This is a genomic window from Acetobacter senegalensis (assembly GCF_001499615.1).
Classification (GTDB): domain Bacteria; phylum Pseudomonadota; class Alphaproteobacteria; order Acetobacterales; family Acetobacteraceae; genus Acetobacter; species Acetobacter senegalensis.
The window spans coordinates 3155140-3180706 of sequence record NZ_LN606600.1; the positions used below are offsets into that span (position 1 = coordinate 3155140).

Annotated in this window: 26 protein-coding genes and 3 pseudogenes; 18 read left to right on the forward strand and 11 right to left on the reverse strand. The window is 57.7% G+C overall.

The genetic code is table 11. The features are described from left to right. Positions 1–412 precede the first annotated feature (412 nt). Complete coding sequence (locus ASN_RS14730; RefSeq protein WP_058988607.1) at positions 413–1315, forward strand: DMT family transporter; 903 nt, start codon at positions 413–415, stop codon at positions 1313–1315. 174 nt (positions 1316–1489) lie between these two features. Here the strand turns inward: ASN_RS14730 and ASN_RS19310 are convergent. The 4 genes and pseudogenes from ASN_RS19310 to ASN_RS14750 form a co-directional block, all read right to left on the reverse strand. After that, positions 1490–1600: pseudogene (locus ASN_RS19310) on the reverse strand (SDR family NAD(P)-dependent oxidoreductase); the annotation flags it as partial. Next, complete coding sequence (locus tag ASN_RS14740; RefSeq protein WP_058988609.1) at positions 1597–2049, reverse strand: SRPBCC family protein; 453 nt, start codon at positions 2047–2049, stop codon at positions 1597–1599. The gene ASN_RS14740 and the pseudogene ASN_RS19310, both read right to left, overlap by 4 nt. Before the next feature lie 31 nt (positions 2050–2080). Continuing rightward, complete coding sequence (locus tag ASN_RS14745; RefSeq protein ID WP_058988610.1) at positions 2081–2842, reverse strand: SDR family NAD(P)-dependent oxidoreductase; 762 nt, start codon at positions 2840–2842, stop codon at positions 2081–2083. A 168-nt stretch (positions 2843–3010) separates the two neighbouring features. Beyond that, positions 3011–3640 carry a TetR/AcrR family transcriptional regulator gene (locus ASN_RS14750; protein ID WP_058988611.1) on the reverse strand — a complete coding sequence of 210 codons (630 nt, stop codon included), beginning with the start codon at positions 3638–3640 and terminating at the stop codon, positions 3011–3013. A gap of 107 nt (positions 3641–3747) precedes the next feature. On the opposite strand from ASN_RS14750, the gene ASN_RS14755 reads away from it, so the two are divergent. Beyond that, the gene (locus ASN_RS14755; RefSeq protein WP_058988612.1) at positions 3748–4956 is read left to right on the forward strand and encodes an MFS transporter; all 1209 of its coding nucleotides are present in this window, start codon (positions 3748–3750) and stop codon (positions 4954–4956) included. A gap of 275 nt (positions 4957–5231) precedes the next feature. Here ASN_RS14755 and ASN_RS14760 read toward each other — a convergent pair whose 3' ends face one another. Both ASN_RS14760 and ASN_RS20295 read right to left on the reverse strand, forming a co-directional pair. Then, positions 5232–5888, reverse strand: coding sequence for a DNA resolvase (locus tag ASN_RS14760; protein WP_231948248.1), 657 nt, complete (start codon positions 5886–5888; stop codon positions 5232–5234). After that, positions 5861–6028 (reverse strand): zinc ribbon domain-containing protein, encoded by a 168-nt coding sequence (locus ASN_RS20295; protein ID WP_330937342.1) that lies wholly within the window; start codon positions 6026–6028, stop codon positions 5861–5863. Before ASN_RS20295 ends, ASN_RS14760 begins: the two co-directional genes overlap by 28 nt. On the opposite strand from ASN_RS20295, the gene ASN_RS20300 reads away from it, so the two are divergent. After that, a complete protein-coding gene (locus tag ASN_RS20300) occupies positions 5948–6196 on the forward strand; it encodes a hypothetical protein (protein ID WP_058988613.1) in 249 nt (82 codons plus the stop codon). The two genes, ASN_RS20295 and ASN_RS20300, sit on opposite strands and share 81 nt — an antisense overlap. A gap of 91 nt (positions 6197–6287) precedes the next feature. Here ASN_RS20300 and ASN_RS14770 read toward each other — a convergent pair whose 3' ends face one another. Both ASN_RS14770 and ASN_RS19025 read right to left on the reverse strand, forming a co-directional pair. Continuing rightward, the gene (locus ASN_RS14770) at positions 6288–7367 is read right to left on the reverse strand and encodes an IS5 family transposase (RefSeq protein WP_058988614.1); all 1080 of its coding nucleotides are present in this window, start codon (positions 7365–7367) and stop codon (positions 6288–6290) included. 261 nt (positions 7368–7628) lie between these two features. Beyond that, a protein-coding gene (locus ASN_RS19025) for an IS5 family transposase (RefSeq protein ID WP_407922285.1) occupies positions 7629–8377 on the reverse strand; the annotation gives its coding sequence in 2 pieces (ribosomal slippage) (positions 7629–8041 and positions 8041–8377; 750 coding nt in all). Positions 8378–8441: 64 nt separating this feature from the next. On the opposite strand from ASN_RS19025, the gene ASN_RS20305 reads away from it, so the two are divergent. The 12 genes from ASN_RS20305 (at position 8442) to ASN_RS14840 (ending at position 20390) form a co-directional block, all read left to right on the forward strand. After that, a complete protein-coding gene (locus ASN_RS20305; RefSeq protein ID WP_058988616.1) occupies positions 8442–9101 on the forward strand; it encodes an MFS transporter in 660 nt (219 codons plus the stop codon). Positions 9102–9556: 455 nt separating this feature from the next. After that, complete coding sequence (locus ASN_RS20080) at positions 9557–9859, forward strand: hypothetical protein (protein WP_197603298.1); 303 nt, start codon at positions 9557–9559, stop codon at positions 9857–9859. 156 nt (positions 9860–10015) lie between these two features. Further along, positions 10016–11419: an aminotransferase-like domain-containing protein gene (locus tag ASN_RS14795; RefSeq protein WP_058988617.1), complete on the forward strand. Its 1404-nt coding sequence runs from the start codon at positions 10016–10018 to the stop codon at positions 11417–11419. 341 nt (positions 11420–11760) lie between these two features. Next, complete coding sequence (locus tag ASN_RS14800) at positions 11761–12243, forward strand: MSMEG_0572/Sll0783 family nitrogen starvation response protein (protein ID WP_058988618.1); 483 nt, start codon at positions 11761–11763, stop codon at positions 12241–12243. Positions 12244–12267: 24 nt separating this feature from the next. Next, positions 12268–13251, forward strand: coding sequence for a Nit6803 family nitrilase (locus ASN_RS14805; RefSeq protein WP_058988619.1), 984 nt, complete (start codon positions 12268–12270; stop codon positions 13249–13251). Beyond that, entirely contained in the window at positions 13248–14357 is a 1110-nt protein-coding gene (locus tag ASN_RS14810; RefSeq protein WP_058988620.1) for an MSMEG_0568 family radical SAM protein, read from the forward strand. Before ASN_RS14805 ends, ASN_RS14810 begins: the two co-directional genes overlap by 4 nt. Beyond that, positions 14354–14917: an MSMEG_0567/Sll0786 family nitrogen starvation N-acetyltransferase gene (locus tag ASN_RS14815; RefSeq protein WP_058988621.1), complete on the forward strand. Its 564-nt coding sequence runs from the start codon at positions 14354–14356 to the stop codon at positions 14915–14917. Before ASN_RS14810 ends, ASN_RS14815 begins: the two co-directional genes overlap by 4 nt. Next, positions 14914–15888 carry a sll0787 family AIR synthase-like protein gene (locus ASN_RS14820; RefSeq protein ID WP_197603373.1) on the forward strand — a complete coding sequence of 325 codons (975 nt, stop codon included), beginning with the start codon at positions 14914–14916 and terminating at the stop codon, positions 15886–15888. Before ASN_RS14815 ends, ASN_RS14820 begins: the two co-directional genes overlap by 4 nt. After that, positions 15885–17048: an MSMEG_0565 family glycosyltransferase gene (locus tag ASN_RS14825; RefSeq protein ID WP_058988623.1), complete on the forward strand. Its 1164-nt coding sequence runs from the start codon at positions 15885–15887 to the stop codon at positions 17046–17048. Before ASN_RS14820 ends, ASN_RS14825 begins: the two co-directional genes overlap by 4 nt. Positions 17049–17050: 2 nt before the next feature. Then, positions 17051–17338: an MSMEG_0570 family nitrogen starvation response protein gene (locus ASN_RS14830; RefSeq protein WP_058988624.1), complete on the forward strand. Its 288-nt coding sequence runs from the start codon at positions 17051–17053 to the stop codon at positions 17336–17338. Positions 17339–17354: 16 nt separating this feature from the next. Next, complete coding sequence (locus ASN_RS14835; protein ID WP_058988625.1) at positions 17355–18602, forward strand: MSMEG_0569 family flavin-dependent oxidoreductase; 1248 nt, start codon at positions 17355–17357, stop codon at positions 18600–18602. Between the two features lie 15 nt (positions 18603–18617). After that, complete coding sequence (locus ASN_RS14840; RefSeq protein ID WP_058988626.1) at positions 18618–20390, forward strand: AMP-binding protein; 1773 nt, start codon at positions 18618–18620, stop codon at positions 20388–20390. 21 nt (positions 20391–20411) lie between these two features. Here the strand turns inward: ASN_RS14840 and ASN_RS14845 are convergent, their stop codons facing one another. Continuing rightward, positions 20412–21173 carry an SDR family NAD(P)-dependent oxidoreductase gene (locus ASN_RS14845; protein ID WP_058989374.1) on the reverse strand — a complete coding sequence of 254 codons (762 nt, stop codon included), beginning with the start codon at positions 21171–21173 and terminating at the stop codon, positions 20412–20414. Positions 21174–21274: 101 nt separating this feature from the next. Between ASN_RS14845 and ASN_RS14850 the strand changes: the two genes are divergently transcribed. Beyond that, positions 21275–22207, forward strand: a complete 933-nt coding sequence (locus ASN_RS14850) for a LysR family transcriptional regulator (RefSeq protein WP_058988627.1) — start codon at positions 21275–21277, stop codon at positions 22205–22207. Here the strand turns inward: ASN_RS14850 and ASN_RS14855 are convergent. Next, a pseudogene (locus ASN_RS14855) lies at positions 22183–23123 on the reverse strand (AEC family transporter). The gene ASN_RS14850 and the pseudogene ASN_RS14855 sit on opposite strands and share 25 nt — an antisense overlap. 126 nt (positions 23124–23249) lie before the next feature. On the opposite strand from ASN_RS14855, the gene ASN_RS14860 reads away from it, so the two are divergent. Beyond that, a complete protein-coding gene (locus ASN_RS14860) occupies positions 23250–23915 on the forward strand; it encodes a LysR family transcriptional regulator (RefSeq protein WP_231948250.1) in 666 nt (221 codons plus the stop codon). Positions 23916–24167: 252 nt separating this feature from the next. On the opposite strand, the pseudogene ASN_RS14865 reads toward ASN_RS14860, so the two are convergent. Next, positions 24168–24764 (reverse strand): annotated as a pseudogene (locus tag ASN_RS14865) (LysE family translocator). A gap of 200 nt (positions 24765–24964) precedes the next feature. On the opposite strand from ASN_RS14865, the gene ASN_RS14870 reads away from it, so the two are divergent. Next, positions 24965–25327, forward strand: coding sequence for an Lrp/AsnC family transcriptional regulator (locus tag ASN_RS14870; RefSeq protein ID WP_231948251.1), 363 nt, complete (start codon positions 24965–24967; stop codon positions 25325–25327). The last annotated feature ends 240 nt before the right edge of the window (positions 25328–25567 follow it).

Consider the following 25567-nt stretch of genomic DNA (forward strand, 5'->3'; position numbering starts at 1 on the left):
GTTATTATTCAGCACAGCTGATTTATGAATTGCCCCTTTGAGGACACTGGATCTAAGGTTACGAACGAGTGTTCGTGAGACAAAGAACAAAAGCGGGAGCCGGCTCCCCTGCGTGATATTGTGAACGAAACGCGCGAGGTGTTTCGTGAATATGGTTATGAAGGTGCGTCGATGCGCGATCTGGCTTATGGCGTGACGTCCGCGACACCTAAGACGCAGGAAGCCTTCAGGGTATTTTTCAAGTCTGTGCGAGAGGCCATGACCCGCATCCTGCGGACAGGAAAGATCGGGTCTCCCGAAGCGACTGCTGATGCGCTGGCTCAGCTGGAAAGAGCAACGCTCTGGATTGCGATGGAAGGGGACAACTGGCTGGTCTTGAGCCCAGCCGCAGAAAGAAGAGTAAGTCGTCGCTATGACCAACGTCCTTCTGTTTATCGCCGTCGTTGTGGTTTGGGGACTGACGTGGTTCGCCATGCATCTTCAGCTTGGGGCTGGGCCGGTAGAGATCGCTATCTTCTGGCGTTTCGCACTTTCGCTCGTTCTGCTCGGGGGCTGGTTATGTCTGGCGGGACGGTTGAGAAGACCGGCAGCGGCAAGTATTCCATGGCTGATAGCCATGGGGATCTGTCTGTTCTCCGGCAATTATCTCGTGCTCTACCGGGCAGCGGCTTATCTGCCGAGCGGCATGGTCTCGGTAATCTTCAGTCTGGTGAGCGTCCTGAATGCCTTGAACCTCTGGCTCTTCTTTCGTCAGCGGCCTGACGCACGAATTATTGGCGGCGGTTTTCTGGGAGTAATGGGCGTCGCACTGCTGCTTGGCGGAGATCATGGGGGAGGGGCACGAGACGGCAGCCTCACCGGGGTTGGGCTTGCACTGGCGGGCACTCTATTCTTTTCACTGGGCAATATGGTTACCCGCAGGATCGGACGTTTCGATCTGGATCTGCCGAATGCCGTCTTCTATGCGATGGCAATGGGCACGCTCATCGTTGGAACGGTTGCCCTGACGCAGGGATACAGCTTCACTATTCCGCTTACCGCAGCGTGGCTTGGGGGATTGGCCTATCTGTCCGTATTCGGCTCCGTCATCGGATTTCTGACCTATTTGTCTTTGGTGCACCGGATTGGAGCGGACAGGGCCGGCTATACGACTATCCTTTCCCCTGTTCTGGCTCTTGCGGTATCAGGCATTTTCGAAGGGACGCAGTGGACGCTTGTCATGCTGATCGGGCTCGTGGTCGTCCTGGCAGGCAATGTGCTGGCCTTCGTGCGGCAGCGGCCTGTTCCGGTGCCTGTCGAGGTGGAGCAGGCGTGAGTTTCCGTCATCATCGCATGCAGAAAAGGCGACAGACATGACGGATAAAGCTCTGATCATTGTGGACCTGCAGAACGATTATTTCCATGGTGAGCGTTGGCCGCAGGGGGCATTGAGGAAGCTGCAGGCAACGGCCGTCTCGTCCAGAAGCGCTTTCGGGAAAAGATATGGCGGGTACGTGAAAACGACTTTCGCGCCATCTGTTGCGAAGCGGCGGACAATGGCGGCCCCAATCCCGCGGCTGCCGCCAAGCACGAGGACGGATTTGCCATTAAAGCTGCTCATGACTGTGTTTCCATCAACGCAAGAATTTCTGCCAGCCTGTCGAACGCTGGCTGGTAGATATGTATCGGCATTCTGGCCTCCATGCTGGCTGCGTGTTCGGCAGCCGCTTCGAACTGACCGCACCACCGGATAAATGTGCGATCGCCATCCGTTACAGGCAGAAGCGTGATGGTCGACCGGTAGTTCCGGATCGGTAAAGCCGCTTCAATGATCGAGAAAGTCACCGCATGATCCACGTCGGACAGCGCCAGAAGCTGTTCACGGATGACACCGACATCGCCCATTTCAACACGACGGATCGCGCCAACACGGTCGCCGGGATCATCGCTTTCAATCACGCAGCGTTTCACACCCGGCAACCAGCGACCAAGAGCACCGAAATCGCGGATCAGCCCCCAGACAGACGAAACGGGTGCATTGATAACACTGCTGGCCATAACGTGAATCATGTGGAGTCCCCTGGCTTTTTTCTGTGTGCGATCAAAGAGACTGGCCGCCTGTCACCTCGATGCGTTGACCATTCACCCAGTGCATGTCGTCAGACAGAAGAGCGCGGACCGCCGCACCGATGTCATCAGGCTGGCCGACGCGCCCCAGTGGCGTGATCTCTGCCAAGCTCCTGTTGATTCCGGCATCGTCACGGACCAGGCCTCCGCCGAAGTCCGATGCGACCGCGCCGGGGGCGACGGCATTGACCGTAATGCCCCGCTCGCCGAGTTCCTTTGCCATGTAGAGCGAAATGACCTCGGTTGCCGCTTTCATGGCCGAATAGGGGCCATGATCCGGCAGGTAGAAGCGTGTTGCGGCAGAGGTGATGTTGAGAATGCGGCCTCCATCGCGGATCAGCGGAAGGAGCGCTACCGTCAGCAGGTAGGGGCCCTTGAAGTGGATGTTGTACTGGTTGTCGAGTTGTTCGGATGTTGCGGCATCGAAGCGTGTGTGGATGATGTTGCCAGCGTTCTGGACAACATAATTTAGTCCCTGCTGCCCGAACTCGTTTCCGAGAAGGGCTTTTACCCGGTGAGCAAAATCCGTGAACGACGCATGGTTCGTGATGTCCAGTTGCAGCATGCGCAGCTTTGCGCCCTCCTGACTGAGGGCGCATTCGGCTGCTTTCGCCTCATCTTTATTGGCGTGATAAGTGCCGATCACGCTGATGCCGGAGGCTGTCAGATGCTTCGCAATACTGTAGCCGATGCCACGATTGGCGCCCGTGACGAAGGCGATTTTTGATGTGCTCATGATCGGATTCCCTGAAGAGGCGTGGCATCATGTTTCGAAGGCACAATTTCCATACCAATCGATCCATAATAGGAACGCGAAGCACAGTCAACAATTTGTGGACCGACTGATATGGAATACTCCTATAGGATCCAAATCGTCTCGCCGCAGTCAGATCGTCGGCGTTTTTTAGGACACTTTGCTCTTCCCCCGCTTCACTGCGTTGATATCCCACAATGTCAGGAGAGACGTGACGGCCGCATCCAGAGTGTCGGAGGTCACCCCGTCCCTGGTCTCACATGTCATGCCGTGGAAAAAAGTCGTGAGAATATTGGGCAGGACCTTTGTCGCCGGGGATGCTTTTAATTCGCCATTGGCGATGGCGCGTTCCACGCAGGCTCTGATGCCCTTACGCGTGCGCTGTCGTTCCGCCGCGAGGAGCGCTTGGACGGGTTCGTTTTCAGGTGAGCAGTTACTGGCGCCACAGACGACCAGACACCCGGCCGGGTGTGTACGGGTTGCCTGCATGCGCGCCGAACCACGCAACGTCTGTTCGATGGCATCGCGCGGGGACAGGCTCTCGTCCCATAAGGGCGCCATCACCTGTCCGTAGGTCTCCAGATAACGTTGCACGACTTCGCGGAACAGGGCTTCCTTCGAGCCGAACGCGGCATAGAAGCTCGCGGGCGAGATATTACCCATGCAGGACTTGAGCTGGGTCAGGGAGGTCGGCTCATAGCCCTGCGCCCAGAAGAGCGCTGTGGCGGCGTCAATCGCCTTGTCGCGGTCAAATTCACGAGGACGCCCAGTCCGCGCCATACTATTGCTCCTTCCGAAAGACTTCCATATTAAGTGATCCAGAAATAATTGCCAAGATTTTGCTGCTCCCATATATATGTACCAATCGATCCGTATATGAGTGGCGCATGACCCCGAAGACAACATTACCCTCACAAAATTCCAATGAACGCCTGCCTGTTGCTGGTCTGCTCGCACTGGCAATGACCGGCTTTATCTGCATCATGACCGAAACCCTGCCAGCCGGTCTGTTGCCCGAGATTGGTGCGGGTCTGCATATTTCCCCTGTGCTGGCAGGGCAGATGGTGACGGCTTATGCCATAGGCTCACTGAGTGCGGCGATCCCGCTGACACTCGCCACGCAGCGATGGCGGCGCAGAAAGGTTCTGCTGCTGGCGATCATAGGTTTCATGGTGTTCAATTCCATTACCGCGTTTTCAACGCATTACGGTGCGACCCTCGTGGCCCGGTACGGAGCGGGTGCCGCGGCGGGTCTCGCCTGGGCGTTGCTGGCTGGCTACGCACGCCGGATGGTGACGCGCGCCCAGCAAGGCCGTGCCCTGGCGATTGCCATGGTCGGCACACCGATTGCACTGTCGCTGGGGGTACCCGCCGGGACATGGCTGGGCGCTGCCGTCGGCTGGCGTCTGGCCTTCTGGGTCATGTCAGGCCTGAGCATACTGCTGATCGCATGGGTTCTGGCAAAGGTTCCTGACTTTCCGGGGGCCGCGCATCACGAGCGCCTGCCATTCCGGCATGTTCTGGACATGCCGGGCGTGCGGTCTGTTCTGGGCGTAGTGATGGCCTGGATGCTCGCGCACAACGTGCTCTACACCTATATCGTGCCGTTCGTCACACCTGCCGGACTGGCGGGACAGGCAGATCGCATCCTGCTGCTGTTCGGGGTCGCCGCTCTGGTTGGCATCTGGCTGACCAGCCGCACGGTCGATCACGCCTTGCGCCTGTCCGTCCTGCTCAGTCTGGCCATATTCGCTGCTGTCGCGGGTGTTTTCGCACTCGGGTCCACATCACCTGCGGTGATCATGATCGGTGTCACCATATGGGGTCTGACATTCGGAGGCGCTGCGACGTTGCTCCAGACGGCACTGGCGGATGCGGCCGGTGATGGCGCGGATGTCGCGTTGTCAATAAATGTCGTGGCGTGGAACAGTGCCATAGCCGGCGGGGGCCTTTTGGGCGGCGCGCTGCTCGACATATGGGGTGCAGCATCATTGCCCTGGGCTGTGTTGGTGCTCGCAATTGCTGGATTCCTGATCGCATGGCATTCCCGCTCCCACGGATTTCGACCCGGTCACCGTCTCGGGCATGGGAGCTAAGAATTCGATAGGAACGGATTGTGGAGTTACCTCGCGGTCTCGGTAAGGATAACCTATTTATGCCAATGATGGTTTGTGTCAGAAGATTTTTACTCATCATTCGAGTGGTTGGCGGGATATTAGGTGATCGTGAATTGGGAGACCCGAGGACGTCCGCTTTGAAGAATATAGGGATAGGCACTTTATGTCCCACATGAAGGCGGAAGCTGACGTGGCTTTGGATGCATAAATTCTACGTTTTATGAGGGCAGGGGCGATTTATTTTCAGTAAGAGTTCATGCATGGGCAGAAAAAAGTTCATTAAAACAGCCTCTTAATCCCGCTTTGCTCTCAACTTGTGATTGCTGCAAGCTGAGAAGCAATCCAGCCCCCGCAACCACTGATACCGACACTCCCCTGAGCCCAGCTCCGGGAGTGTTTCTTTTTTCAGCCTTTCCAATGGCTTGGCGCTTGATCCAGGTCAGGATCGTGCCCAGTTCTCCATACAGCATCGCGTCGATCTCACCCCGGTTCGGGCCGGGCGTCAGCACCACCTTTTCGATCAGCGCCCGAAGTGCCTCGGCGGCTTCCAGCCGTTCCTCGGGATGGTTGAGGGCGTCGGTCAGGCGTCCGACCTTGCGGGCATAGACGGCCGAAGCACTTGGCAGCAGGTCCGGCACATCGTCGGGGACGTCGGACAGCAGGGACGCCAGTTCGATCTTGCGGGCTTCGAGCGTATCCATCTCCGCCTTCATGCTGGGATGGAACATCCCTTCCTTGATGGCCTCGATGATGCCCCGAAACTGTTTCTCGGCCTTCACCTGTTCGACCTGCCAGACATCGGCGTTGGAGCGGCGCTCGCGGTTGAGCCGATTGGTCTCCTCGGCGTAGGCGCGCATCGCTTCGGCCGCGATCTCCGGCGCCATCATCCGGTCCTTGAGACCGGAGAGCACGCGGGCTCCAGATCGGGACGGGGGATCGTCCGGCTGTTGGTGCAGGAGCCATTGGTGACATGGGACGAGCAGGCGAAAAGGTCGGAACCCCGCAGCGTGTAGGGACCACCGCACTGGCCGCAGAACAGCAGACCCGACAGCAGGGATTTCGGCCGACGGGTGCCATTCAGCCAGTTGCGCTTGTGGTGAGCGCGAACAGCCTCGGTGACGTTGACGTATTTCTCGGCAATGACGCTCTGGCGGGCCTTGGTCGCCTGCCAGAGGGCATCATCGACAATTCGCAGGTGGAGGGATCGAAGAACCGTTAATTGGTTCTTTTTTTGCGTGTTGCTTGCTGGTTTGTTGACCTGATTTTCACTCTGCGTTTTGAGCAGAGTGAAGGTCTCATGCTCTGGATTGCTACGCTGCGGCGTTAATTCGCTCCAGGAGGAGAAAGCGGCGCATATTATAGACGATATTGGCCAGCCCGATCCTCATGGTGGCTCGCGTTATGCCTACGGTTCGTATGAACAGTCCTGTCTGCGCTTTCTGATCGGCAAAAACATGCTCGACACGCGACCGAATAACGGACTTTCCTGCATTCGATTTCTGGATATGTCGTGGCATGGGCTTGAGATGAGGCTTTTTCCTGTGAACCTTCGAGACAAAGCCATGCTTTTCCATGAAATCCTCATTGGCTTTTGAGCGGTAAGCTGTATCTGCCCAGACATCAGACGCCGTATTGCTGTGATCAAGAAGCCCCTCACGTAGTCTGACACCATCGCTGGCGGCGGCATCCGTCGTCTTCCATTTGCGGATCAGCCGAAACTTTCGGTCGATGGAACTATGCGATTTATAGCCAAAGAAAGGGATGGCGAGATCCGTAGACGGGATCGTCCCGTCATCCTGACGCTTTGCCTTGGTGAATTTCAGGGTCCAGCGTGCATGACGATCTTTATGGGACAGCTTTGACGGCTTGTCCTGCCAATCCTGTGGGATCCGTCCTTCCCGCAGATCGGCCTTCTCCCCATTGGTATTGCGCTGCTTTGGGGCCGCTACCAGTGTAGCGTCCAGGATCTGGCCTGACATCGGCAGATAACCGGCATTCCGCAGAGTTGCGTCAAAGCGATTGAACAGACCATCGATCGCACCCGCCTGTGTCAGACGCTCACGAAACAGCCACACGGTCTTGGCATCCGGCACTTGCTCCGACAGGCCCAGACCAAGGAACCGCATGAAGGAAAGACGGTCATTGATCAGGTATTCTGTCCGTTCGTCGGAGAGGGTGTTCAGCGTCTGGATGACCAGAATTTTGAACATCAGCACTGGATCAAACGGAGGACGACCGCCTTTGCTTCCGTCTGAATAGGCCAACGCCTTGTTCAGCTCCGGACGGAACACCTCAAAATCTACAGTACGGGAAAACGCTTCAAGTTGGTCACCAAGCCCACTCAACCGAGCAAGCCGCTCTTCAACATCAAAGAAACCAGACTGCGTCATGAGCCACTCCTCCAGTCATCACACAAGAGAGGGAATCACAGAGAAAGGCCCAAAACCAGAGGGTTTTTCGAACCCTCCATGTTCGGTCTCACATGGGGGCTCATCAATGGCCAAGCGGCAGGTTGGACGTCATGGAGTGCGCTGGGTGGTTTTATCGGAGGTGGTATCTCCGCATGTGCGTTTATTGCAGTTGAGCAGGCGCAGGCACGGCCTATGCTGGATCTTCGCCTGTTTTCTAGGGCTAATCGACATTCATGCGATCTAGATCATGGCTGCTGCGAGATAGATGAAGCCTGTGAAATGGATGGTTCTGCGATCGTAGCGCGTTGCGAAACGACGAAAATGTTTGAGGCGATTGAAGCATCGCTCGATACGGTTTCGGTCTTTATAAAGAGTCTGGTCGTGCGGGATGAACACCTTGCGGTTCCGTTTTGACGGAATGACAGCCTCTGCGTTCATGACAGCAATCTGTTCGCGGAACCCATTGCTGTCATAAGCCTTATCGGCGATGACCGCGCTCGCAGCCTGGCCTTCGAGCAATGCAGATGTCTGGGTGGCGTCATGAACCTGACCGCCGGTGATAATGAACCGTAACGGTCGACCCAGGGCGTCGGCCAGCATGTGGATCTTGGTGGTCAATCCACCTCGGGAACGCCCCAGCGCCTGATTTTGCGCCCCCCTTTTCCGGTCGCCGCGTGCTGGTGGGCACGGACAATGGTGCTATCGATCATCAGGTACGCGTTGTCACGATCGGCGGTCAGCGCGGTGAATACTCGCTCCCACACGCCCGCATGGCACCAACGACTGAAGCGCCGGTGGACCGTCTTCCAGTTTCCATAGCGTTCAGGCAGGTCGCACCAGTGAGCGCCGGATCGCAAGACCCATAAACATCCGTTTACGAACAGACGGTTATCCGATCCAGTCCGCCCAGCATCACTCGCTTTCCCAGGCAACAGAACCCTGATCTGCCCCCACTGCGCTGTGCTCAATTCGTATCGCTTGATCCCCATCGCACGCTCTCCCCATCAACACGGAGACCTATGAAGCAGCGATTAGCCTATTTGGGAATCCTGAATGTCGATTGGCCCTAGTCTGCGGTTTTTGGGGGCTGTCTGGGCAATGTTTGCCTATGCGGCTGCTGCACAGGTCATGGCGTCCATGCTCCCCTTGTTTCTGCAGAACGGTCTGGGGCAGTCAGCCTTACAGGCGGGGTTCGACATGCTCCCGTTTGCTCTCGCAATGCTGGTCTTCCCACATATAGGAAGGCTTCTGGAACGCCGTCTCTCATCGGCGAGTATCCTCACCATAGGTCTACTTTTTGTTGCTGTAGGCAACGCTATAACAGCATGGGGTGCCTATAGTGTTGCCTGGCATGTTATCATGGGTGGAATGATCGTGCTAGGAGGCGGTGGCGGCCTGCTTAATGGAGAGACACAGAAAGCGATCATGAGTGCCGTCCCGCACGAGCGTTCCGGTATGGCATCCGGGATCAGTACGACATCCCGGTTTTCAGGCATTTTCCCACGGTTTCTCATGGGCACTGCTTACCGCATCAGTTTTCGCGTTTATTTCGTCGGTAATGGTTTCAACGTTAATGCGTACAGGCAAGTAGGATTAAAGTTACAGTTTCTGTGGCGGAACAGAGTTCCCTTTTATTTTAAGGATAAAGTTCGGATCGTGGCATTCAGGCATGCACTGATTCTGGTAATAACCTCAGCTTCAACACCGAAATAACCGTGTGGGGTCAGGGAATCACAGTTTTTTCCGGACCGGGTTGTGCCACCAGCCACCCTTAACACGGTGACTTCATGACTACCTGCCATGGGTGCGCTAATTCGCTTTGCGTCTTGTGGCGGAGCAACGTTGCATCGGTCATCCCGATTGGCGACAATGAGGACGGGAGCCTGTATTTTTTCTGGATGAGCACTGAAGATGGTTTCCCTGCTGCCTCCCATAACGGACACCGATTCAGTTAGTACGACACCGGCAATGTTCCCGGGAGTAGTCTGGGCCGCACCATTGACGGCTGCGATTGCTCCCTAACTTGTACCGAACAGAAAGACAGGGCCTGAATCCTGCCTGCGCACGAAAGCGATGATATCCTCCACAAGATGGGCATAGTGTGCAGAACTACGCAGCCCTCTAAGGGGGAGGTGGTTCACTGTGTCCGGAATGAGAACCGCATAGCCTTGCCTGTTCCACACTTCACGTGTTCGCATGACGAAGTTGTCGGCGTGCTGGATGCGTCCGTCCTGCCCAAGGCCGATATCACCAGTTCCGCCCGGGAACATGATGATCGTTGCTTTTGGCTGGACCGGAGAACCGAGAATGGCTCTGACATATCCGCCTGTGCGGAGAGGTATCCTTATCACACGTTCATTCATGCCCGGATCTACGCTATTGGCAGTCGGCTCCGGTGTCGACTGGTCGTGGGCATAAGCCCAACCTTGCAGGGCTGTGCAGAAGATCAGTATGACTATCGTGTAGGGTAGGTACTTCCACATGGGCTTATCGACATCGCTTCAGGTTATGTCATTCTAAGCCAGAGCCAACTATTCCTCATAGCCAGAAGTGCAGTATCGTGATTGCGCTGATTGTATGGCATATGGTCAAATGGATTTTCATCGATTGTATGGAAATTCTATCTTATGTCTGCATACCCCTATCTGGCGCACTGGAAAGAAGAAGTCAGCCGAAGTCCGAGCGCAATTTACATGACACTCGCGGACGCTCTCGCGCTGTCCATCCGTAAAGGGTACCTTCGGGAAGGGGACAAGCTGCCACCACAGCGCACGATTGCGGAGTATCTTGGCACCAATTTGACGACCGTCACCCGGGCATTCACTGAGGCTAGGCGGCGCGGCTTGATTGATGCGACGGTTGGGCGGGGCACCTTTATCCGTGTGGGCGCGGGGGAAAGCCACTGGCGGCATACCGGTCCCGCTGTGGTTGATCTCACAATGAACCTGCCGCCCATCCCACAGGACCCGCCGCTTCAGCGCATTATCCAGAGTGACATTACAGCCATTCTGAAACAGCAGGACCTGAACAGCCTGATGTCCTACCGGGTAACCGGTGGGACATTGGAGGAGCGTCAGCTTGGCGCGAAATGGATTGCTCCTATCATCGGGCTGCGGCGAACGGACGAAGTCCTTGTATGTCCGGGTGCGCAAAGCGCTCTGGCGGCGATTGCCAGCACGTACACTCAACCAGGTGATGTGATCGTCACCGACCGTATTGCTTATCCGGGTATTCGGACCATCGCAGCGCAGTTCGACCTTATTCTGGTCGGTGTAGATAGCGACATGGAAGGGATGATGCCCGAGCAGCTTGACCGGGTGTGCGCTGAGCATCATCCCCGGCTGCTTTACTGCATTCCGACTATTCACAATCCCACCACGGCGACGATGTCTCTGCAAAGACGCAAGGATATCCTGAAGGTTGCGCAACATCGCCATCTGCATATCGTCGAGGATGATCCTTACAGCCTGTTGATGGACGTCCCCCTACCTGCATTGGCAGCCCTTGACCATAGCCGTGTCAGCTACGTGGCTACTCTCGCTAAAACGCTCAGCCCGGGCCTGCGCACGGCCTATGTTGTCCTGCCCAATGCTGACATGACTCGAAGGGTGATAGCCGCCATTCGGGCGATTGCGCTGACTAATGCCGGCCTGCTCAGTGCGCTTACAGCGCGATGGATGCAGACGGAGCAGGCGCATACGATCCTGCATGCTATCCAGAAAGAGCTGCGCCGGCGCCAGTCCATTGCACGCAAGGTTCTGGGGGAAGGACATTGCATGAACCCGGATGGGCCACATGTCTGGTTAAAACTGCCGGACTGGTGGGGAAGTGCGGATTTTGTCGCCTACGCCCGCAGGCGAGGGCTCGCGCTGGTTCCCAGCACCGTTTTTACCATTAGTGGTGAACCCCCTCAGCGTGCGCGGATTGCGCTTGGTAGCGCGTCAGACGCTGCAAGCCTTGAAGAATCTCTTCACGGGGTTCTTTCAGTTTTGCAGCACAAGCGCTCACCGGGTTTTACCGATATTGTGTGATCTCAGAACAATCCCGGAAAAGGGATGAAATTGCCTGATTCTGAGACGTGACATGCACGCAACCGGCAAAACAAGAATGTCATTCGTTCACAAGATCGTGATAAGAAGGCTATTTAAAAACAGATAGTTAGGGGTATTACTCCTGATTGTATGGCTATGTTATTATTTTTGTATGTTCATATGCCAGTCAAAGAGTATTGCATGATGTAATTTGTACTGTTTGTACCATTCAATGGAAGCATACAATATTTTGCCTCTTTGTCATCCTGTGCCAGGTTCGCTTTGGCAACGCGGTCAACTCCGTTTTCTTGCCGGAGACCGCAGCATACGGGAGACATACGATGCCGAAAGTCGAACACGCTCTGCATAAAGATGGCGATTGCTTCGTCAACTATGAAAATAAGGTCTTTGAGGACGTTAAAGCCAAACCCGGCGAAAAAGCCCTCATCACCTTCCATACTGTCGCCAATGAAGGATCGGTTGGGTTCGTAAATCTTCTGCAGGCCACACGTCTGATCCGCAAAGGCTTCGAGACGTCAGTGCTGCTGTACGGTCCGGGTGTGACGCTTGGCGTGCAGCGTGGCTTTCCCCGTCTGGGTGACGAGGCCTTTCCGGGGCACATGAACTGCAACAAGCAGATCGCGAAAATCCTTGAAGAAGGCGGAAAGGTTTATGCCTGCCGCTTCGCGCTTCAAGCTCTCTATGGCTACGGCGAGCAGAATCTGATCCCCGGCATCACGCCGATCAATCCGCAGGACGTGCTCGACATCATCCTGCTGGCCCGCCGCGACAACGCCTTTATCCTCAATACCTGGACTCTCTGAAGGCCCAAGGGAGGACCGCAAGCCATGTCCCGTATCGTTCGCGCCGCAGCCATCCAGATCAGCCCCGTCCTTGGTGACGATGGTCTGGGGACTGCCCGGAAAGTCTGTCAGGCCATCCGCGATGCCGCCGAAAAAGGCGTGAAGCTAGTGGTCTTTCCCGAAACCTTCGTGCCCTATTATCCTTATTTCTCATTTATCCAGCCTGCTTTCCGCTTCGGTGGAGAGCATCTGGAGCTCTACGAGCGCGCTGTCATTATCCCTGGCCCGGTAACCGACATGGTGGCTGAAGCCGCCCGCGACACCGGCATGGTCGTGGTGCTGGGCGTGAACGAGCGCGATTTCGGCACGCTCTACAACACGCAGATCATCTTTGATGCGACAGGCGAGATCCTGCTCAAGCGCCGCAAGATCACGCCCACCTACCATGAGCGTATGGTCTGGGGGCAGGGCGATGGTGCCGGGCTGAAAGTTGTTGAGAGTGCTGCTGGGCGCATCGGGGCGCTGGCCTGCTGGGAGCATTACAATCCGCTCGCCCGCTACGCGCTGATGACCCAGCACGAGGAAATCCATTGCGCCCAATTCCCCGGCTCGCTGGTAGGCCAGATCTTCGCCGACCAGATGGAAGTCACCATCCGGCATCATGCGCTTGAATCCGGCTGCTTTGTCGTGAACGCCACAGGCTGGCTCACGGAAGATCAGATCAGGGATATAGCGCGCGATCCCGCGCTGGAAGGACCGCTGCGGGGTGGATGCTTCACGGCCATCGTCTCACCTGAAGGCAAGCTGCTGGGCACGCCGCTGACGGAAGGCGAGGGGATGGTGATTGCCGATCTCGACTTTGCACTGATCACCAAGCGCAAGCGGATGATGGATTCCGTGGGGCATTACGCACGCCCGGAATTGCTCAGCCTACTGCAGGACCGGCGGCCCGCACGCACGGTGCATTATGTTGGTGAGCACGGAGCAACTGGGCCGGTTGGTTCCTCCAATGACGAGGCTGCGTCATGACTATTCCGATACTCGGCACGCTTTCCGGCCGCAAGCTCGTCACTGACCTGCAATCCTTCGGGCTTCAGATCGGTGAGCAGACCGGGGGTATCGCCCGCAAAGGGGGCGCCGGGCCTTCAGATCACAAGACGATCACCATCGCGGGTCAGACCGTCATGGTCCCGGTTTATACATCTGGTGCACGACGGTCTCCGTTTCAGGCCAGTCCGCCTGACCAGAGTGGGACAAGCACGCTGCTGCGTGATGGCCAGACGCTGGGCACAATCCATTTTCCGAGGGCTCCGCGCTTTTATGGCCTGAGCACGGCGGACGGCATTCCTTACTGGAAGATCGCCCTTCTGCATGGCCGTGACACGCTGGCGACCACGGTGCACCAGACCTGCATCCGCTATGCCGACCGGCGCACCTCCTGCCAGTTCTGCGCTATCGGCCAGGCGCTGGAGGCCGACCGCACCATTGCCTACAAGACACCCGCGCAGCTTGCCGAAGTTGCCAAGGCCGCCGTGGAACTGGACGGCGTGCGCGACATGGTACTGACCACCGGCACACCCAACGTAATTGATCGGGGAGCTGCCGTGCTGGCGGAATCAGCCCGTGCCATCCGGGCCGCAGTAGACCTGCCACTTCAGGTCCAGTGCGAGCCTCCGCGCGATCACGGCTGGTTCCAGCGCTTACGGGATGCAGGGGCTGACAGTCTGGGCATGCATCTTGAAGCCGCAACACAGGCGGTGCGGGAGAAGATCATGCCTGGCAAGGCCACGGTCAGCGTTGATCGCTATATGGACGCTTTCGCCAGTGCAGTGCCGATCTTCGGGCGTGGACAGGTCAATACCTACATTCTCGCGGGTCTTGGCGACAGTGCCAAAGACATTCTGGCTTTGGCTGAACGCCTGATTGCGATCGGGGTCTATCCCTTCGTAGTGCCGTTCGTGCCCATTTCCGGCACACCGCTGGAAAATCACGCGCCGCCTTCAGCCGAGTTCATGAAATCCGTGCTGGCGCCACTGGGCCGGATGCTGCGCGAAGCGAACATGAAATCTACCGATATCCGGGCCGGGTGTGGCCGGTGTGGCGCCTGTTCCTCGCTCTCGGCATACGAACAATGAGCACGATCCTCGAAGGCATGGAAGACCGGCCGTTCATCCCTACGGAATATGTTGTGCGTCTTGCCCGCACGCCGTGGGAACGCGCCGGTTATCATGCTCTGCGCCGCGAAGTGTTCTGCACCGAACAGCAGGTATTCGCGGACGACGACCGGGATGCAACTGACGCAGTTGCCATTCCCATCATTGCGGCCTGCTGCCTGGCGGGGATGCCGGATCGGGTTGTGGGAGCGGTGCGCATTCATGAAGCTGAACCCGGCATCTGGCGCGGTTCCCGCCTGGCTGTGCATGCTGATCACCGCAAGCTGGGGCGGATCGGAGCGGAACTCATCCGTATGGCAGTCAGCACGGCGCATGAACTTGGGGCCACCCGGTTTCTGGCCCAGGTGCAGGAACAGAATGTGCTGTTTTTCCGCCGCCTGCACTGGAAGAGTCTCGGCGTCATCACGCTGCATGGCCTGCCACATCATGACATGGAGGCCGATCTTTCGCGCTATCCGGCACACGGTCAGGATCAGACTTGGCTGCTACGTCCGCAGCCCCGGATACGGCAGGTGGCGTGATGGCACATCAACTTGCCACACTGCTGCGCACGCTCCGCCATGGTCGCGCCCTTGCGGGCAAACAGGATATTGCTGAAGCTGCAGCGATCCTGAAACCGGCAGATCCCGACGCCATCCGTCTTGGCGATGACTGTGCCGCGCTTCCAGACGGTGACGGCTATCTCCTGCTGGCCTGCGAGGGATTTCAGGACAGCTTTGTCCGCTCAATGCCGTGGTTTGCCGGGTATTGCGGCGTGATGGTCAATGTCAGCGATATCGTGGCCATGGGAGGCCGTCCCGTGGCCGTGGTGGATGCGTTGTGGAGCGATACGTCCGAGGTGGCTGCGTCCATCCTGACGGGCCTGCATGACGGGGCACGCACCTATGGCGTGCCTGTTGTCGGCGGCCATACCAACATGCGCAGTACCCACAATTCGCTGTCGGTGGCGATCCTCGGTCGTGCCAGTCACTTGCTGACCAGCTTCGATGCCCGACCGGGCGAAGTCCTGATCGCCGCCATCGATCTGCGTGGCCGCTGGCATGACCCGCATCCATTCTGGGATGCAAGCTCAACCCTGTGCGGCACCGACGGGGCAGCACGTCTGCAGGGTGATCTCGAACTTCTTCCGTGCATAGCCGAGGATGGGCTGAGCCGTGCTGCCAAGGACATTAGTATGGCCGGATTGTTGGGCACTGCTCTCATGCTGGTCGAATGTTCGGGCGTGGGCATGACGATCACGCTCGATGACATTCCACGGCCAGAAGATGCGCCGATGGAGCGCTGGCTCTCCGCATTCCCGAGCTATGGCTACCTACTCACGGCGCGCCCCGAAGATGCTGAGGCGATCATGGCCCGATTTCGTGGGCGTGATATTGCAGCCTCTGTCATCGGTCAGTGTGACAGCACGCTGCGGCTGGATGTCACATGGGCGGACGAGAAGGAAATCTTCTGGGATCTCGCCCGGACGCCACTCATGGGATTTGCGCTATGAGTCTATCCATTGGAATCCTGACCCATTCGACCAATCCGCGCGGCGGTGTGGTGCACGGCATGGCGCTGGCGGAAGCCTTGTGTGACGCAGGCCATGACGCAACGCTTATCGCGCCGGATGTGACCGGGACTGGTTTTTTCCGCACGCCCCGCTGCACCACATACTGTATTCCGGCTGTGCCGGAGACAGATTTGCCAACGCTGGTGGAACGCCGCATTGGTGAAATCTCGGACGCACTGCATGGGCAGCATTTTGACGTGCTACACGCGCAGGACCCCATCAGCGCCAATGCGCTGGCTGATCTGGTGGAAAAGGGGCGGATACCGGGCTTTGCCCGCACGGTCCACCATCTCGACCGTTTCTCCCACCCCGTCCTTGCCGCGCGGCAGAAGCGGGGCTTCATGGCGGCGACCGAACTCTTTACCGTCAGCGCAATGTGGGAAAGTGCCCTGCATGACAACCATGGGCGCAAAGCGCCCGTTGTCGGCAATGGGGTCGATCCCGTGCGCTTTTCGCCCGCACCAACCACGTATGATGCCTCGCTGCAGGCACGGTATCGTCTGCCGGCTGGCCATCGCCTGATCCTGACCGTAGGCGGCATTGAGCGCCGCAAGAATACCCTGCAACTGCTCGACGCGTTTCTGGCCCTTCGCCGCGAACAGCCTGATGTGCATCTGGTCGTGGCGGGCGGGGCTTCATTGCTGGATCATTCTGCCTACCGCACGCTGTTCGCAGCACGTCTGCATGAAAGCGGTGCAGCGGATCACGTGACCATAACCGGACCGGTTGCGGATGACGATATGCCAGCCTTTTACCGGCAGGCTGCTGTGCTGGCCTATCCGTCCATAACAGAAGGGTTCGGCCTGTGCCCGCTGGAAGCGCTGGCCTGCGGCACGCCTGCCATTGTGCCGGAAGTCGTGCCCTTTACCGGGCACCTTTCGCGGGCAGATGCGCTGTGGTGCGACCTGACGCGCCCCGATACCCTGCTTATGGCCTTGCGGGACGCGCTAAGCGTCAAAAGCTGCGACCATTTCCGGGTCAGCGGCCCCGCAACGGCCCGCCGTTTCGACTGGAGCCGCGTGGCCAGTCGGCACCTCCCTGCGTACCGGCGTCTGGCAGTCTTATGGCATGCCGATGCCCCTGTTTCCGGAGTTTTATAACCATGCCCGAAATGACTTTTCGTGTGCGCTGGCCCGATGGGAAGGAGACCGACTGCTACTCCCCATCACTGGTCATAAGGGACCATTTCACGCCTGGTCAGGATTATCCGGTCCGGGAGTTTCTTGAAAAGGCGGATACGGCCCTGACAGAGGCCAGTGAGCGGGTTCGCGCCCGCTACGGCTTCCCGTGCAGCCGCGCCCTTGGCCAGCTGCACGCCATTCGACAGGCCGGTGCGCCCTTCCTTAATCGACCCGATGCGCAGGTGCGCGTCCTGTCTTTCAGTTATTGAGACGAAAAGAACGACCATGACACAGAACGAAAAAAGCATTCCCGTCATTATCGTGGGTGGCGGACAGGCCGGGCTCTCCATGAGCTGGTATCTTTGCCGCGAGAAGGTGGAGCACATTGTCTTTGAGGCAAAGACGGCCTGCCATTCGTGGGACGATGAACGCTGGGACAATTTTTGCCTGGTCACACCGAACTGGCAGTGCGAACTCCCAGGTCATCCCTACAAAGGGAACGATCCTCACGGATTCATGGTGAAACAGGAAATCATCGAATACGTGAAGGGCTTTGTTAACTCGTTCAACCCACCGCTGCACGAACACACGGCTGTCACCTCCATCACGCGCCATGAAAGCGGCGGGTACCGCGTGGTGGCGGCTGGAGAGACATGGCATGCAAAGCATGTGGTCATTGCATCGGGAGCGTATCAGGACGCGGTTATCCCCGGCTATGCGAGTGCCATCAATCCCACCATCCATCAGGTCCACTCGCAGGATTACCGCAATGCCGCCCAGCTTCCGGACGGCGCGGTTCTGGTCGTGGGCAGCGGTCAGTCCGGTGCGCAGATCGTCGAGGACCTGTTTCTTGAAAAACGCAAGGTTCATCTCTGTGTCGGTTCCGCCCCGCGTGTCTCGCGCTTCTACCGTGGCCGCGATGTCGTGGACTGGCTTGCGGACATGCACTTCTACGATCTTACGGTGGACAATCACCCCTTGCGTGACGGCGCACGCGACAAAACCAATCATTATGTCACCGGCCGAAATGGAGGCCATGATCTTGATCTGCGCAAGTTTGCGAAGGAGGGCGTGGGCCTGCATGGCACGCTGGAGACAATCCGCGATGAAGTGGCGCACTTCGCGCCGGATCTTGCGGAAAACCTTGATGATGCGGACAAGACCAATGCCGACATCAAGAAATCCATCGATGCCTACATCGTCCGCGAAGGGATTACGGCCCCAACCGAAGCCCCTTATGCACCTGTGTGGGAGCCCGATGGCAGCAACACCCCGCTGGACCTGAAAGCCGCAGGCATCACCTCGATCGTCTGGTGCATTGGCTTCCGCCCGAACTATCGCTGGATCGACGTTCCGGTCTTCAACGGGGCCAACAAACCGGTCTGGCATCGCGGCGTAACCGACGCGCCAGGATTCTACTTCCTCGGCCTGCCGTGGCTGCACACATGGGGATCAGGACGGTTCTCCGGTGTCTCGCGTGACGCCGCGTGGCTGGCCAGCCAGATCACCGGCAAAGACGTGCCCGTAGCCTGAACGGAGTAAAATACCATGCTTCCATGGACGACATACGAGGCGATGTATGATGCGGCGCTGAATCGGCCAGAGCAGTTCTGGCTGGCTGCGGCACAGCGCGTAACATGGAAGCAGCCGCCAGTGGCCGCATGCAGGACACGGGCGGATGGCTGGCATGACTGGTTTCCTGACGCCACGCTCAATACCTGCCACAATGCCGTGGATCGGCATGTTGAAAATGGTCGCGGCGGGCAGGCAGCATTGATCTGGCATTCCTGCGCCACCAGGGAACGACAGGTGGTCACCTACCGGGAACTGCAGGGCAGGGTGGCGGGGTTTTCCGGAGGTCTGCGCTCGCTCGGCGTGGAAAAAGGCGACCGTGTCCTGATCGTCATGCCCACCATGATCGAAACAGCCATCGCAATGCTGGCCTGTGCGCGGATCGGGGCGGTGCATGTGGTGGTTTTTGCCGGTTATGCGGGGCCGGAACTGGCGCGCCGGATTGATGATGTGGCCCCCAAAGTCATCATTACCGCCAGTTGCAGCTTTCAGGGGCAGACAGCAATCCCATCCGCATTTGCCCTGAATGAGGCGCTGGACAAAGCGACGCATAGACCACAGGCCTGCGTGATCGTGCAGCGCAAAGCCTATCCGGCCTCACTTCTGCCGGTGCGCGATCATGATTTCCACGTGCTGGAGCAGTCCGCGCCAGCAGAGCCGGTCATACTGCGCTCCGAAGATCCCCTGTATATTCTTCATACATCCGGAACGACGGGTCATGCGAAAGGCATTGTGCGTGACAATGGCGGTCATGCCGTGGCCATCGCCTTATCCATGGATTTGATCTACGGCTGCAAACCCGGTGACACCTTCTTTACGACATCAGATCTGGGCTGGGTTGTCGGTCATTCCTACGGCGTCTACGCCCCTCTGATCGGCGGTTGCACCAGCATAATCGTGGAAGGTGGCGCATCTGCTTCCGCCATTCACACGCTCAGTCATGAGCACGAGGTGAAATGTCTGTTCACGACGCCAACACAGATGCGACTCATGCGACAGGAGAGCCGCCATCTGTCAGGAGCGATAGTGCCCGCGCTGAGCCGCATCTTTGTCGCCGGGGAATATGCGGACCCAACTTTGCTGGACTGGGCGCGGGCGTATTTTCGTAAACCCGTGGTCAATCACTGGTGGCAGACCGAAACCGGCTGGAGCATTACCGCCCATTTCTTCGGCCTGCCCGAGCGTGAACCGGTGGCGCTCATGAATGATATCGGACGGCCTGCACCGGGATTCCGTCCGGCCATAATGCCCTCCATACCGGGGGAACAGTGCGGCGAGATTGTTCTCTCCCTACCGCTGCCGCCTGGCTGTCTGGCGGGTGTCTGGAAGGACAGGGCGATCCATGCTCCTGCAGCTTATCTTGATGAAACACGCAGGCATTATCGTACCTTCGATGAAGGTACGATCGAAGCCAATCGCGCCGTGCATATGCTCGGACGTTCCGATGATGTCATCAAGGTCGCGGGTCGGAGGATTTCCGGCGTGCAGATCGAAAAGATCATTGCAGCACATCCGGCTGTTCATGCGTGTGCCGTGGTCGCAGTTCCGGACGAACTGAGAGGACAGCGACCTATCGCTTATGTGGTTCCTGATTCCGTGGTGGAATGCGCGCCTTCTTCCGAGGAAATCGTTGCACGGGTCAATGAAGTCCTCGGGCGCTGGATTGGTCTGAAGGAGGTCCGCTTCGTCAGGCATCTGCCGACCACCGTATCGGGCAAGATCACACGGAAACGTCTGCTGATCTCCTGACGGTAGCAGTACGACCTGCCTTCAGATCGCCTGACCGCCGGAGACTTCGATCCGCTGCGCGTTCACCCAGCGATTGTCTTCGGACAGCAGGGAGGCGATCATCGGGCCGATGTCGTCAGGAAGGCCGGGACGTCCGAGTGCGGTTACTTCTGCAATATGGCGGGCAATGTCTGAATTGTCCCGCACCATACCTCCCGAGAAATCCGTTTGAATCGCACCCGGTGCTACTGTGTTGACGGCAATGCGGCGAGACCCGAGTTCCTTGGCCATGTAATGCGTCATGACTTCGACCGCGCCTTTCATGGCGGCATAAGCAATTCGGCCGGGATAGGCGAAGCGTGTCAGACCGGAGGAGATGTTCACGATCCGGCCACCATTGGCGATCAGCGGCAGCAGGGTCTGCGTCAGGAAGAACGGGCCTTTGGCGTGGACACGATAGGCTGCGTCGAAATCCTCTTCGGTCACTTCACCGAACAGCCCGCTATGGGACGTGCCAGCCATGTTGACCAGATAATTGAAGCGCTCCGCACCCCATTCGCGCAGCACGCGCCGGACCTCGTCGGCGAAGGCGGGAAAGGCATGCGTGTCGCCGGTATCGAGTTGCAGGGCCACCGCGCGAGCCCCACTCCGTTCGACACTATCGACCACGTCATCGGCTGCGGATTTGTTGGTGTGATAAGTAAGAATGGATGAGACGCCGCGTCGGGCGAGGGCTTCAACGGTTGCGCGACCCAGTCCGCGGCTTCCGCCGGTGACAATGGCGATGGTGTTCGTTGCAGGCATGGGAATCTCCATCTGGTGAGGGAGCCATTCTGGTCACAATGTCATCTGTTCGATAAGAGCGCTCTTTCCGTCAGCATTGTTTTGCCTCATGGAATAATCCCATGGACAGGCTTGCGACACTCGACCTCTTTGTCCGCATTGTTGACCGTGGCAGTTTCACTGCTGCGGCAGCCGATTGCGGCGTCTCCCGCCCGGTTGCGACCGCCGCGGTCAGGGCGTTGGAGCAAAGGCTCGGGACGCGCCTGTTGCACCGCTCGACCCGCCACGTCCGGCCCACCGAAGAAGGCGCCGCCTATTATCGCCGCTGTGTCGCGATTCTGGCGGACCTCGAAGACGCCGACCGTAGCGCGAGTGGTGCCGTTGCGGGACTTCTGCGCGCTGATGTGATCGGACGTCTGGCGCGCATGCTTCTGCTGCCGGCACTGCCAGATTTCCTCGCCCGACATCCGGCGTTGACCGTTCATCTTGGCGAAGGCGAGCGGTTTGTCGATCTGGTGCGCGAAGGGGTGGATTGCGTTGTGCGGGCCGGAAACCTGCTGGACAGCGATATGATCGTCCGTCCCCTCGGCGTTATGGAGGAGGTGACGGTTGCGAGCCCGGCGTATCTGTCGCGGCACGGAACGCCAGCCTCTCCCGACGATCTTGAGGGCCATCAGATGATCGGCTTCGTGTCCTCACGCACCGGCCAGCCACTGCCGCTGGAGTTTACGCGCGGAGAGAAGGTGATCGAGATTTCGCTTCCGGCGCGCCTGTTGGTCGGAGGTGTTGATACCTATGCCGAAGCAGCCAGACTTGGCTTTGGCCTCGTGCAGGTTCCGCGCTACGGTTTAGCCAATGACCTTGCGAATGGCGCACTGGTCGAAGTGCTTCCTGATTTTCCACCTATGCCAACGCCGGTCTCGGTCCTTTATCCGAGCAGCAGACAGCTTTCTCCACGCGTGCGTGTCTTTGTGGACTGGCTGGTGGAGATTATTGGCTCGCGACTTCGCCGCAATGCCGATGAACGTCCCTACCCGGGTGCGAAGGCGAGATAGAGCGAAATCGTTGCAATCGAGTGCACGGTGGAGGCCAGAACGACACGTCCGGTAAGAGCCGCCTCCCGGTCATGGAATTCCGCCAGCATGAACGAGCCGGTTCCCGTCGGAAGTGCGGCAAGAAGCACGGCAATATGCGTCATCGCCGGAGGCAGGTGGAGCAGGGGCGCTGCAATGATCCATGTAACCAGAGGCTGGGCGATCAGCTTCAGACCGACAAGAATGGCGGCAGTGGACGGGCGTGCAGACGCGGCGCCGGCAGAATTCCCGGCAAGGAACAGACCGAGGGCGATCAGAGCGCAAGGGGAGCGGCCCCGCCGAGAAGTTTCAGAAAGGCATGAACCGGTCCGGGCAGATGGCCACCGGATACCATGACAAGGCCACCAAGCGTGGGCGCCACCAGCAACGGATTTTTCACCAGTGAGAAAAGCGTTTTCGTGACAATGTCGCGACGGCGTGCTTCGGTCTGCAGCCCGGCTTCGATCAGGACGATCGCTATGACAAACAGCACACAGACCGTCACGATCGTGGCGATGAGCGTTGGCGCCATGCCGGTATCGCCGACAAGAGACAGGACAAGCGGGAAACCGACGAACCCCGTATTGGCGTAGCTCGCATTCAGTCTGTCAATAGCGGCGTCGGCAAGATGATGTCCTGTTGAAACCCGCCAGCACAGCGTCCCGGCGAACACGATAAAGCAGCCAAGCGTGAACGCGGCAATGAATCCCGGCTCCCACAGATCGGTTATTTTTGCATTCGCCACGATGTCGAACAGCACCGCGGGCAGTGCGAGATAGACCACCAGCCGATTGACCTCGCGCGTGGCATTGGGACCCAGCGCATCCGATTTGCGTGCGATCCATCCGGTAAGAATGAGGGCAAAGATAGGCAGGACGATCAGCAGATTGTTCAGCATCAAAAATATCGGGAGGTCAGCAAAAGCGTGACGCTACTGGACGCTATTGATATAATCCAATGCTCATATGGTTCACGATTAATGCTTTCAGGATATCAGATGGACACGCGGCATATGTGATATTTCATGGCCCTGGCGGAGACGCTTCATTTCGGTCGGGCCGCCGAGCGGATGAACATGAGCCAGCCGCAGTTCAGTCGTCAGATTGCCATTATCGAGCACACGTTGGGCGTGAAGCTGTTTGAACGAAACTCGCGCAACGTGGCGCTGACCCCGGCCGGCAAACACTTCATGAAAGACTGCCGAAATGTACTGGGGCAGTTTGAGGAGGCCTGTCGGGATGTCTGGCTGGTTGCCAGCGGCATGAAGGGCGAATTGCGGTTTGGATTCATGATGCATGCCGCCCACAGTGTCGTGCCGCAACTCGTCCAGCTTTACGCGGAGGCGAGGCCGGATGTCCGCCTTGTGCTTGATGAACGCACGCCGACAGAGATCGATGATATGCTGGTGGCAGGAACACTGGATGCCGCCTTAACATTTGACTGCGGATATGCGCCGCACCTGCAGACTTTGCTGTTGGCCAGGGAGCGATTACGCATCATCATGCGTAAGGAGCATCCTTTTGCTACAGCCGAGCAGATCGGTCCTGAGGAACTCCGTGAGGAGAAGATCATCGGAGCACCCGCTACGACAGCGCCGGCTCTGCGATCCGTGATCAACAACTATTTTTCGGCCAGGGGAGTTGTCCCGCATGTCGTGCTTGAACCGCGGTTACAGCATACGATCATCTAGCTTGTTGCAAAAGGACTGGGCGTAGCCCTTATCCCCTCATCGCTGTGTACCGAACTGGGGCGGGGCTGATGTCACGGGCTTTAACAGACGCTCCCCAACTCGACGTTGTTCTTCGAACGCCGATTACTACGAAAAACCCCGCGGTTTCGACATTCATGGAAATCGGGAAATCGATACAGCGGGCTTCACTCTAATCCATAGAACCAGTGCAGAGAGCCAGTTTCCAATATCTTCTCTCTCCATATTCCATTGTCATGAGTGGAGTAATTTTATGATGTCTTCCGACGCCAGACCCAGCCCAAGCATAATCATGATCACTCCGGATATGTAGCCGGTCACGATGGACGCTCTGGGGTGGCTGCTTAATATTGTCCGCGAGCCAAATCCGACCATCAGATAGATGGATACACAGTTTATTGTATGAATGATTCCCAAGATCCCGATCTGTAAAAAGATCGGCCACGATGAACCCGGATTTGTAAACTGGGGCAGAAGGGCGAGAAAAAACAGAAGAGCCTTGGGGTTCAGGCCACTGATGGCGAACTTTTTGGTAATTCAGCGCCGCGCACCAGTTTCCCGTTCATGTCCTTCTTTCGGTAGGGGAGGATGACGCAACAGGGAAATGCCCAGTTTTATGAGATAGGCCGCGCCTGCAAACGTCAGAATGATGATTGCAAGCGGCATATTTGCAACAAGCGCACCGATACCGCCCGCGACCGTTGCGGTAATGGCGAGGTATCCCAGGAACAGACCGAACACAGCGGAAATGACATACGCCCAGTCAGCACCAGGGGTTGCGGTAAGGAGGATGGAGATCGTCCAGAAGGCAAGAAGTGTATGCAGATTCACCGAAGATGCGTCGCTTTAGAAGAAAATCCACCAGCTTCCACGGTGTTTTCATGCTCTCCGATTATGCTCCGGATCGCCATCCTTGCGATGCGAGAGAGGGTAGGATAGCGCGGACCAGCAGATATTAGGTTGTGTTTATGCCAATTTATCCACCAATATTTGGCATATGATTGTGTCAGAAATTTCATTCCTGATATAAGATGCCAGTGAAACTGGATGCGATTGATCGGCGTATTCTTCGTGTTCTTCAGGAAGATGGCCGCTGCCCCAACAATGAACTTGCGAGGCGCGTCGGGCTCTCTCCATCACCATGCCTGCGCCGGGTGCGGGTGCTGGAAGAAAGTGGCGTTATCGAGGGCTATGTCGCCGTTGTGAATCCTGCAAAAGCCGGGTTCGGTGTGACGGCTTTTGTCAGGATATGGCTGACAGGAGAAGACGAGAGACAGTCCGAGCATTTCGTCGAGGAAATTGGAAAACTTCCACAGGGGACAGAAGCGCATGTCCTCGCGGGAGATTGTGATTTCCTGTTGCGCGTTGTTGCAGAAGACCTTCCAGGACTGTGACGTTTTCAGAGCGAACAGCTCGCGCGGATCAAAGGCGTGCGGAGCATGAAGACCGACATCCCTCTTCTGAGGGTCAAGAACGCAAGCTTTGCGTAGGGGATCCTCATCGATGATGCAGCGGGCGATGGGAACGAAGCGGGCTGCCGATTATATTGGCGCATGCGTAAAAGCATCGCCTTGAGATTAATTCTTTCGTTCTGAGCCGACAGAATGTGCAACATTCAGGCATGCAAATACGCC

Bases quoted from the DNA above. Each gene is read 5' to 3' on its own strand.
- ASN_RS14795 (WP_058988617.1), top strand. From the start codon at position 10,016: ATGTCTGCATACCCCTATCTGGCGCACTGGAAAGAAGAAGTCAGCCGA.
- ASN_RS14730 (WP_058988607.1), top strand. From the start codon at position 413: ATGACCAACGTCCTTCTGTTTATCGCCGTCGTTGTGGTTTGGGGACTG.
- ASN_RS14845 (WP_058989374.1), bottom strand. From the start codon at position 21,173: ATGCCTGCAACGAACACCATCGCCATTGTCACCGGCGGAAGCCGCGGA.
- ASN_RS14805 (WP_058988619.1), top strand. From the start codon at position 12,268: ATGTCCCGTATCGTTCGCGCCGCAGCCATCCAGATCAGCCCCGTCCTT.
- ASN_RS14815 (WP_058988621.1), top strand. From the start codon at position 14,354: ATGAGCACGATCCTCGAAGGCATGGAAGACCGGCCGTTCATCCCTACG.
- ASN_RS14800 (WP_058988618.1), top strand. From the start codon at position 11,761: ATGCCGAAAGTCGAACACGCTCTGCATAAAGATGGCGATTGCTTCGTC.
- ASN_RS14740 (WP_058988609.1), bottom strand. From the start codon at position 2,049: ATGATTCACGTTATGGCCAGCAGTGTTATCAATGCACCCGTTTCGTCT.
- ASN_RS14860 (WP_231948250.1), top strand. From the start codon at position 23,250: ATGGCCCTGGCGGAGACGCTTCATTTCGGTCGGGCCGCCGAGCGGATG.
- ASN_RS14870 (WP_231948251.1), top strand. From the start codon at position 24,965: ATGCCAGTGAAACTGGATGCGATTGATCGGCGTATTCTTCGTGTTCTT.
- ASN_RS14750 (WP_058988611.1), bottom strand. From the start codon at position 3,640: ATGGCGCGGACTGGGCGTCCTCGTGAATTTGACCGCGACAAGGCGATT.
- ASN_RS20305 (WP_058988616.1), top strand. From the start codon at position 8,442: ATGTCGATTGGCCCTAGTCTGCGGTTTTTGGGGGCTGTCTGGGCAATG.
- ASN_RS14830 (WP_058988624.1), top strand. From the start codon at position 17,051: ATGCCCGAAATGACTTTTCGTGTGCGCTGGCCCGATGGGAAGGAGACC.
- ASN_RS14850 (WP_058988627.1), top strand. From the start codon at position 21,275: ATGGACAGGCTTGCGACACTCGACCTCTTTGTCCGCATTGTTGACCGT.
- ASN_RS14755 (WP_058988612.1), top strand. From the start codon at position 3,748: ATGACCCCGAAGACAACATTACCCTCACAAAATTCCAATGAACGCCTG.
- ASN_RS14745 (WP_058988610.1), bottom strand. From the start codon at position 2,842: ATGAGCACATCAAAAATCGCCTTCGTCACGGGCGCCAATCGTGGCATC.
- ASN_RS14810 (WP_058988620.1), top strand. From the start codon at position 13,248: ATGACTATTCCGATACTCGGCACGCTTTCCGGCCGCAAGCTCGTCACT.
- ASN_RS20300 (WP_058988613.1), top strand. From the start codon at position 5,948: ATGGGACGAGCAGGCGAAAAGGTCGGAACCCCGCAGCGTGTAGGGACC.
- ASN_RS14770 (WP_058988614.1), bottom strand. From the start codon at position 7,367: ATGACGCAGTCTGGTTTCTTTGATGTTGAAGAGCGGCTTGCTCGGTTG.
- ASN_RS14840 (WP_058988626.1), top strand. From the start codon at position 18,618: ATGCTTCCATGGACGACATACGAGGCGATGTATGATGCGGCGCTGAAT.
- ASN_RS14825 (WP_058988623.1), top strand. From the start codon at position 15,885: ATGAGTCTATCCATTGGAATCCTGACCCATTCGACCAATCCGCGCGGC.
- ASN_RS14835 (WP_058988625.1), top strand. From the start codon at position 17,355: ATGACACAGAACGAAAAAAGCATTCCCGTCATTATCGTGGGTGGCGGA.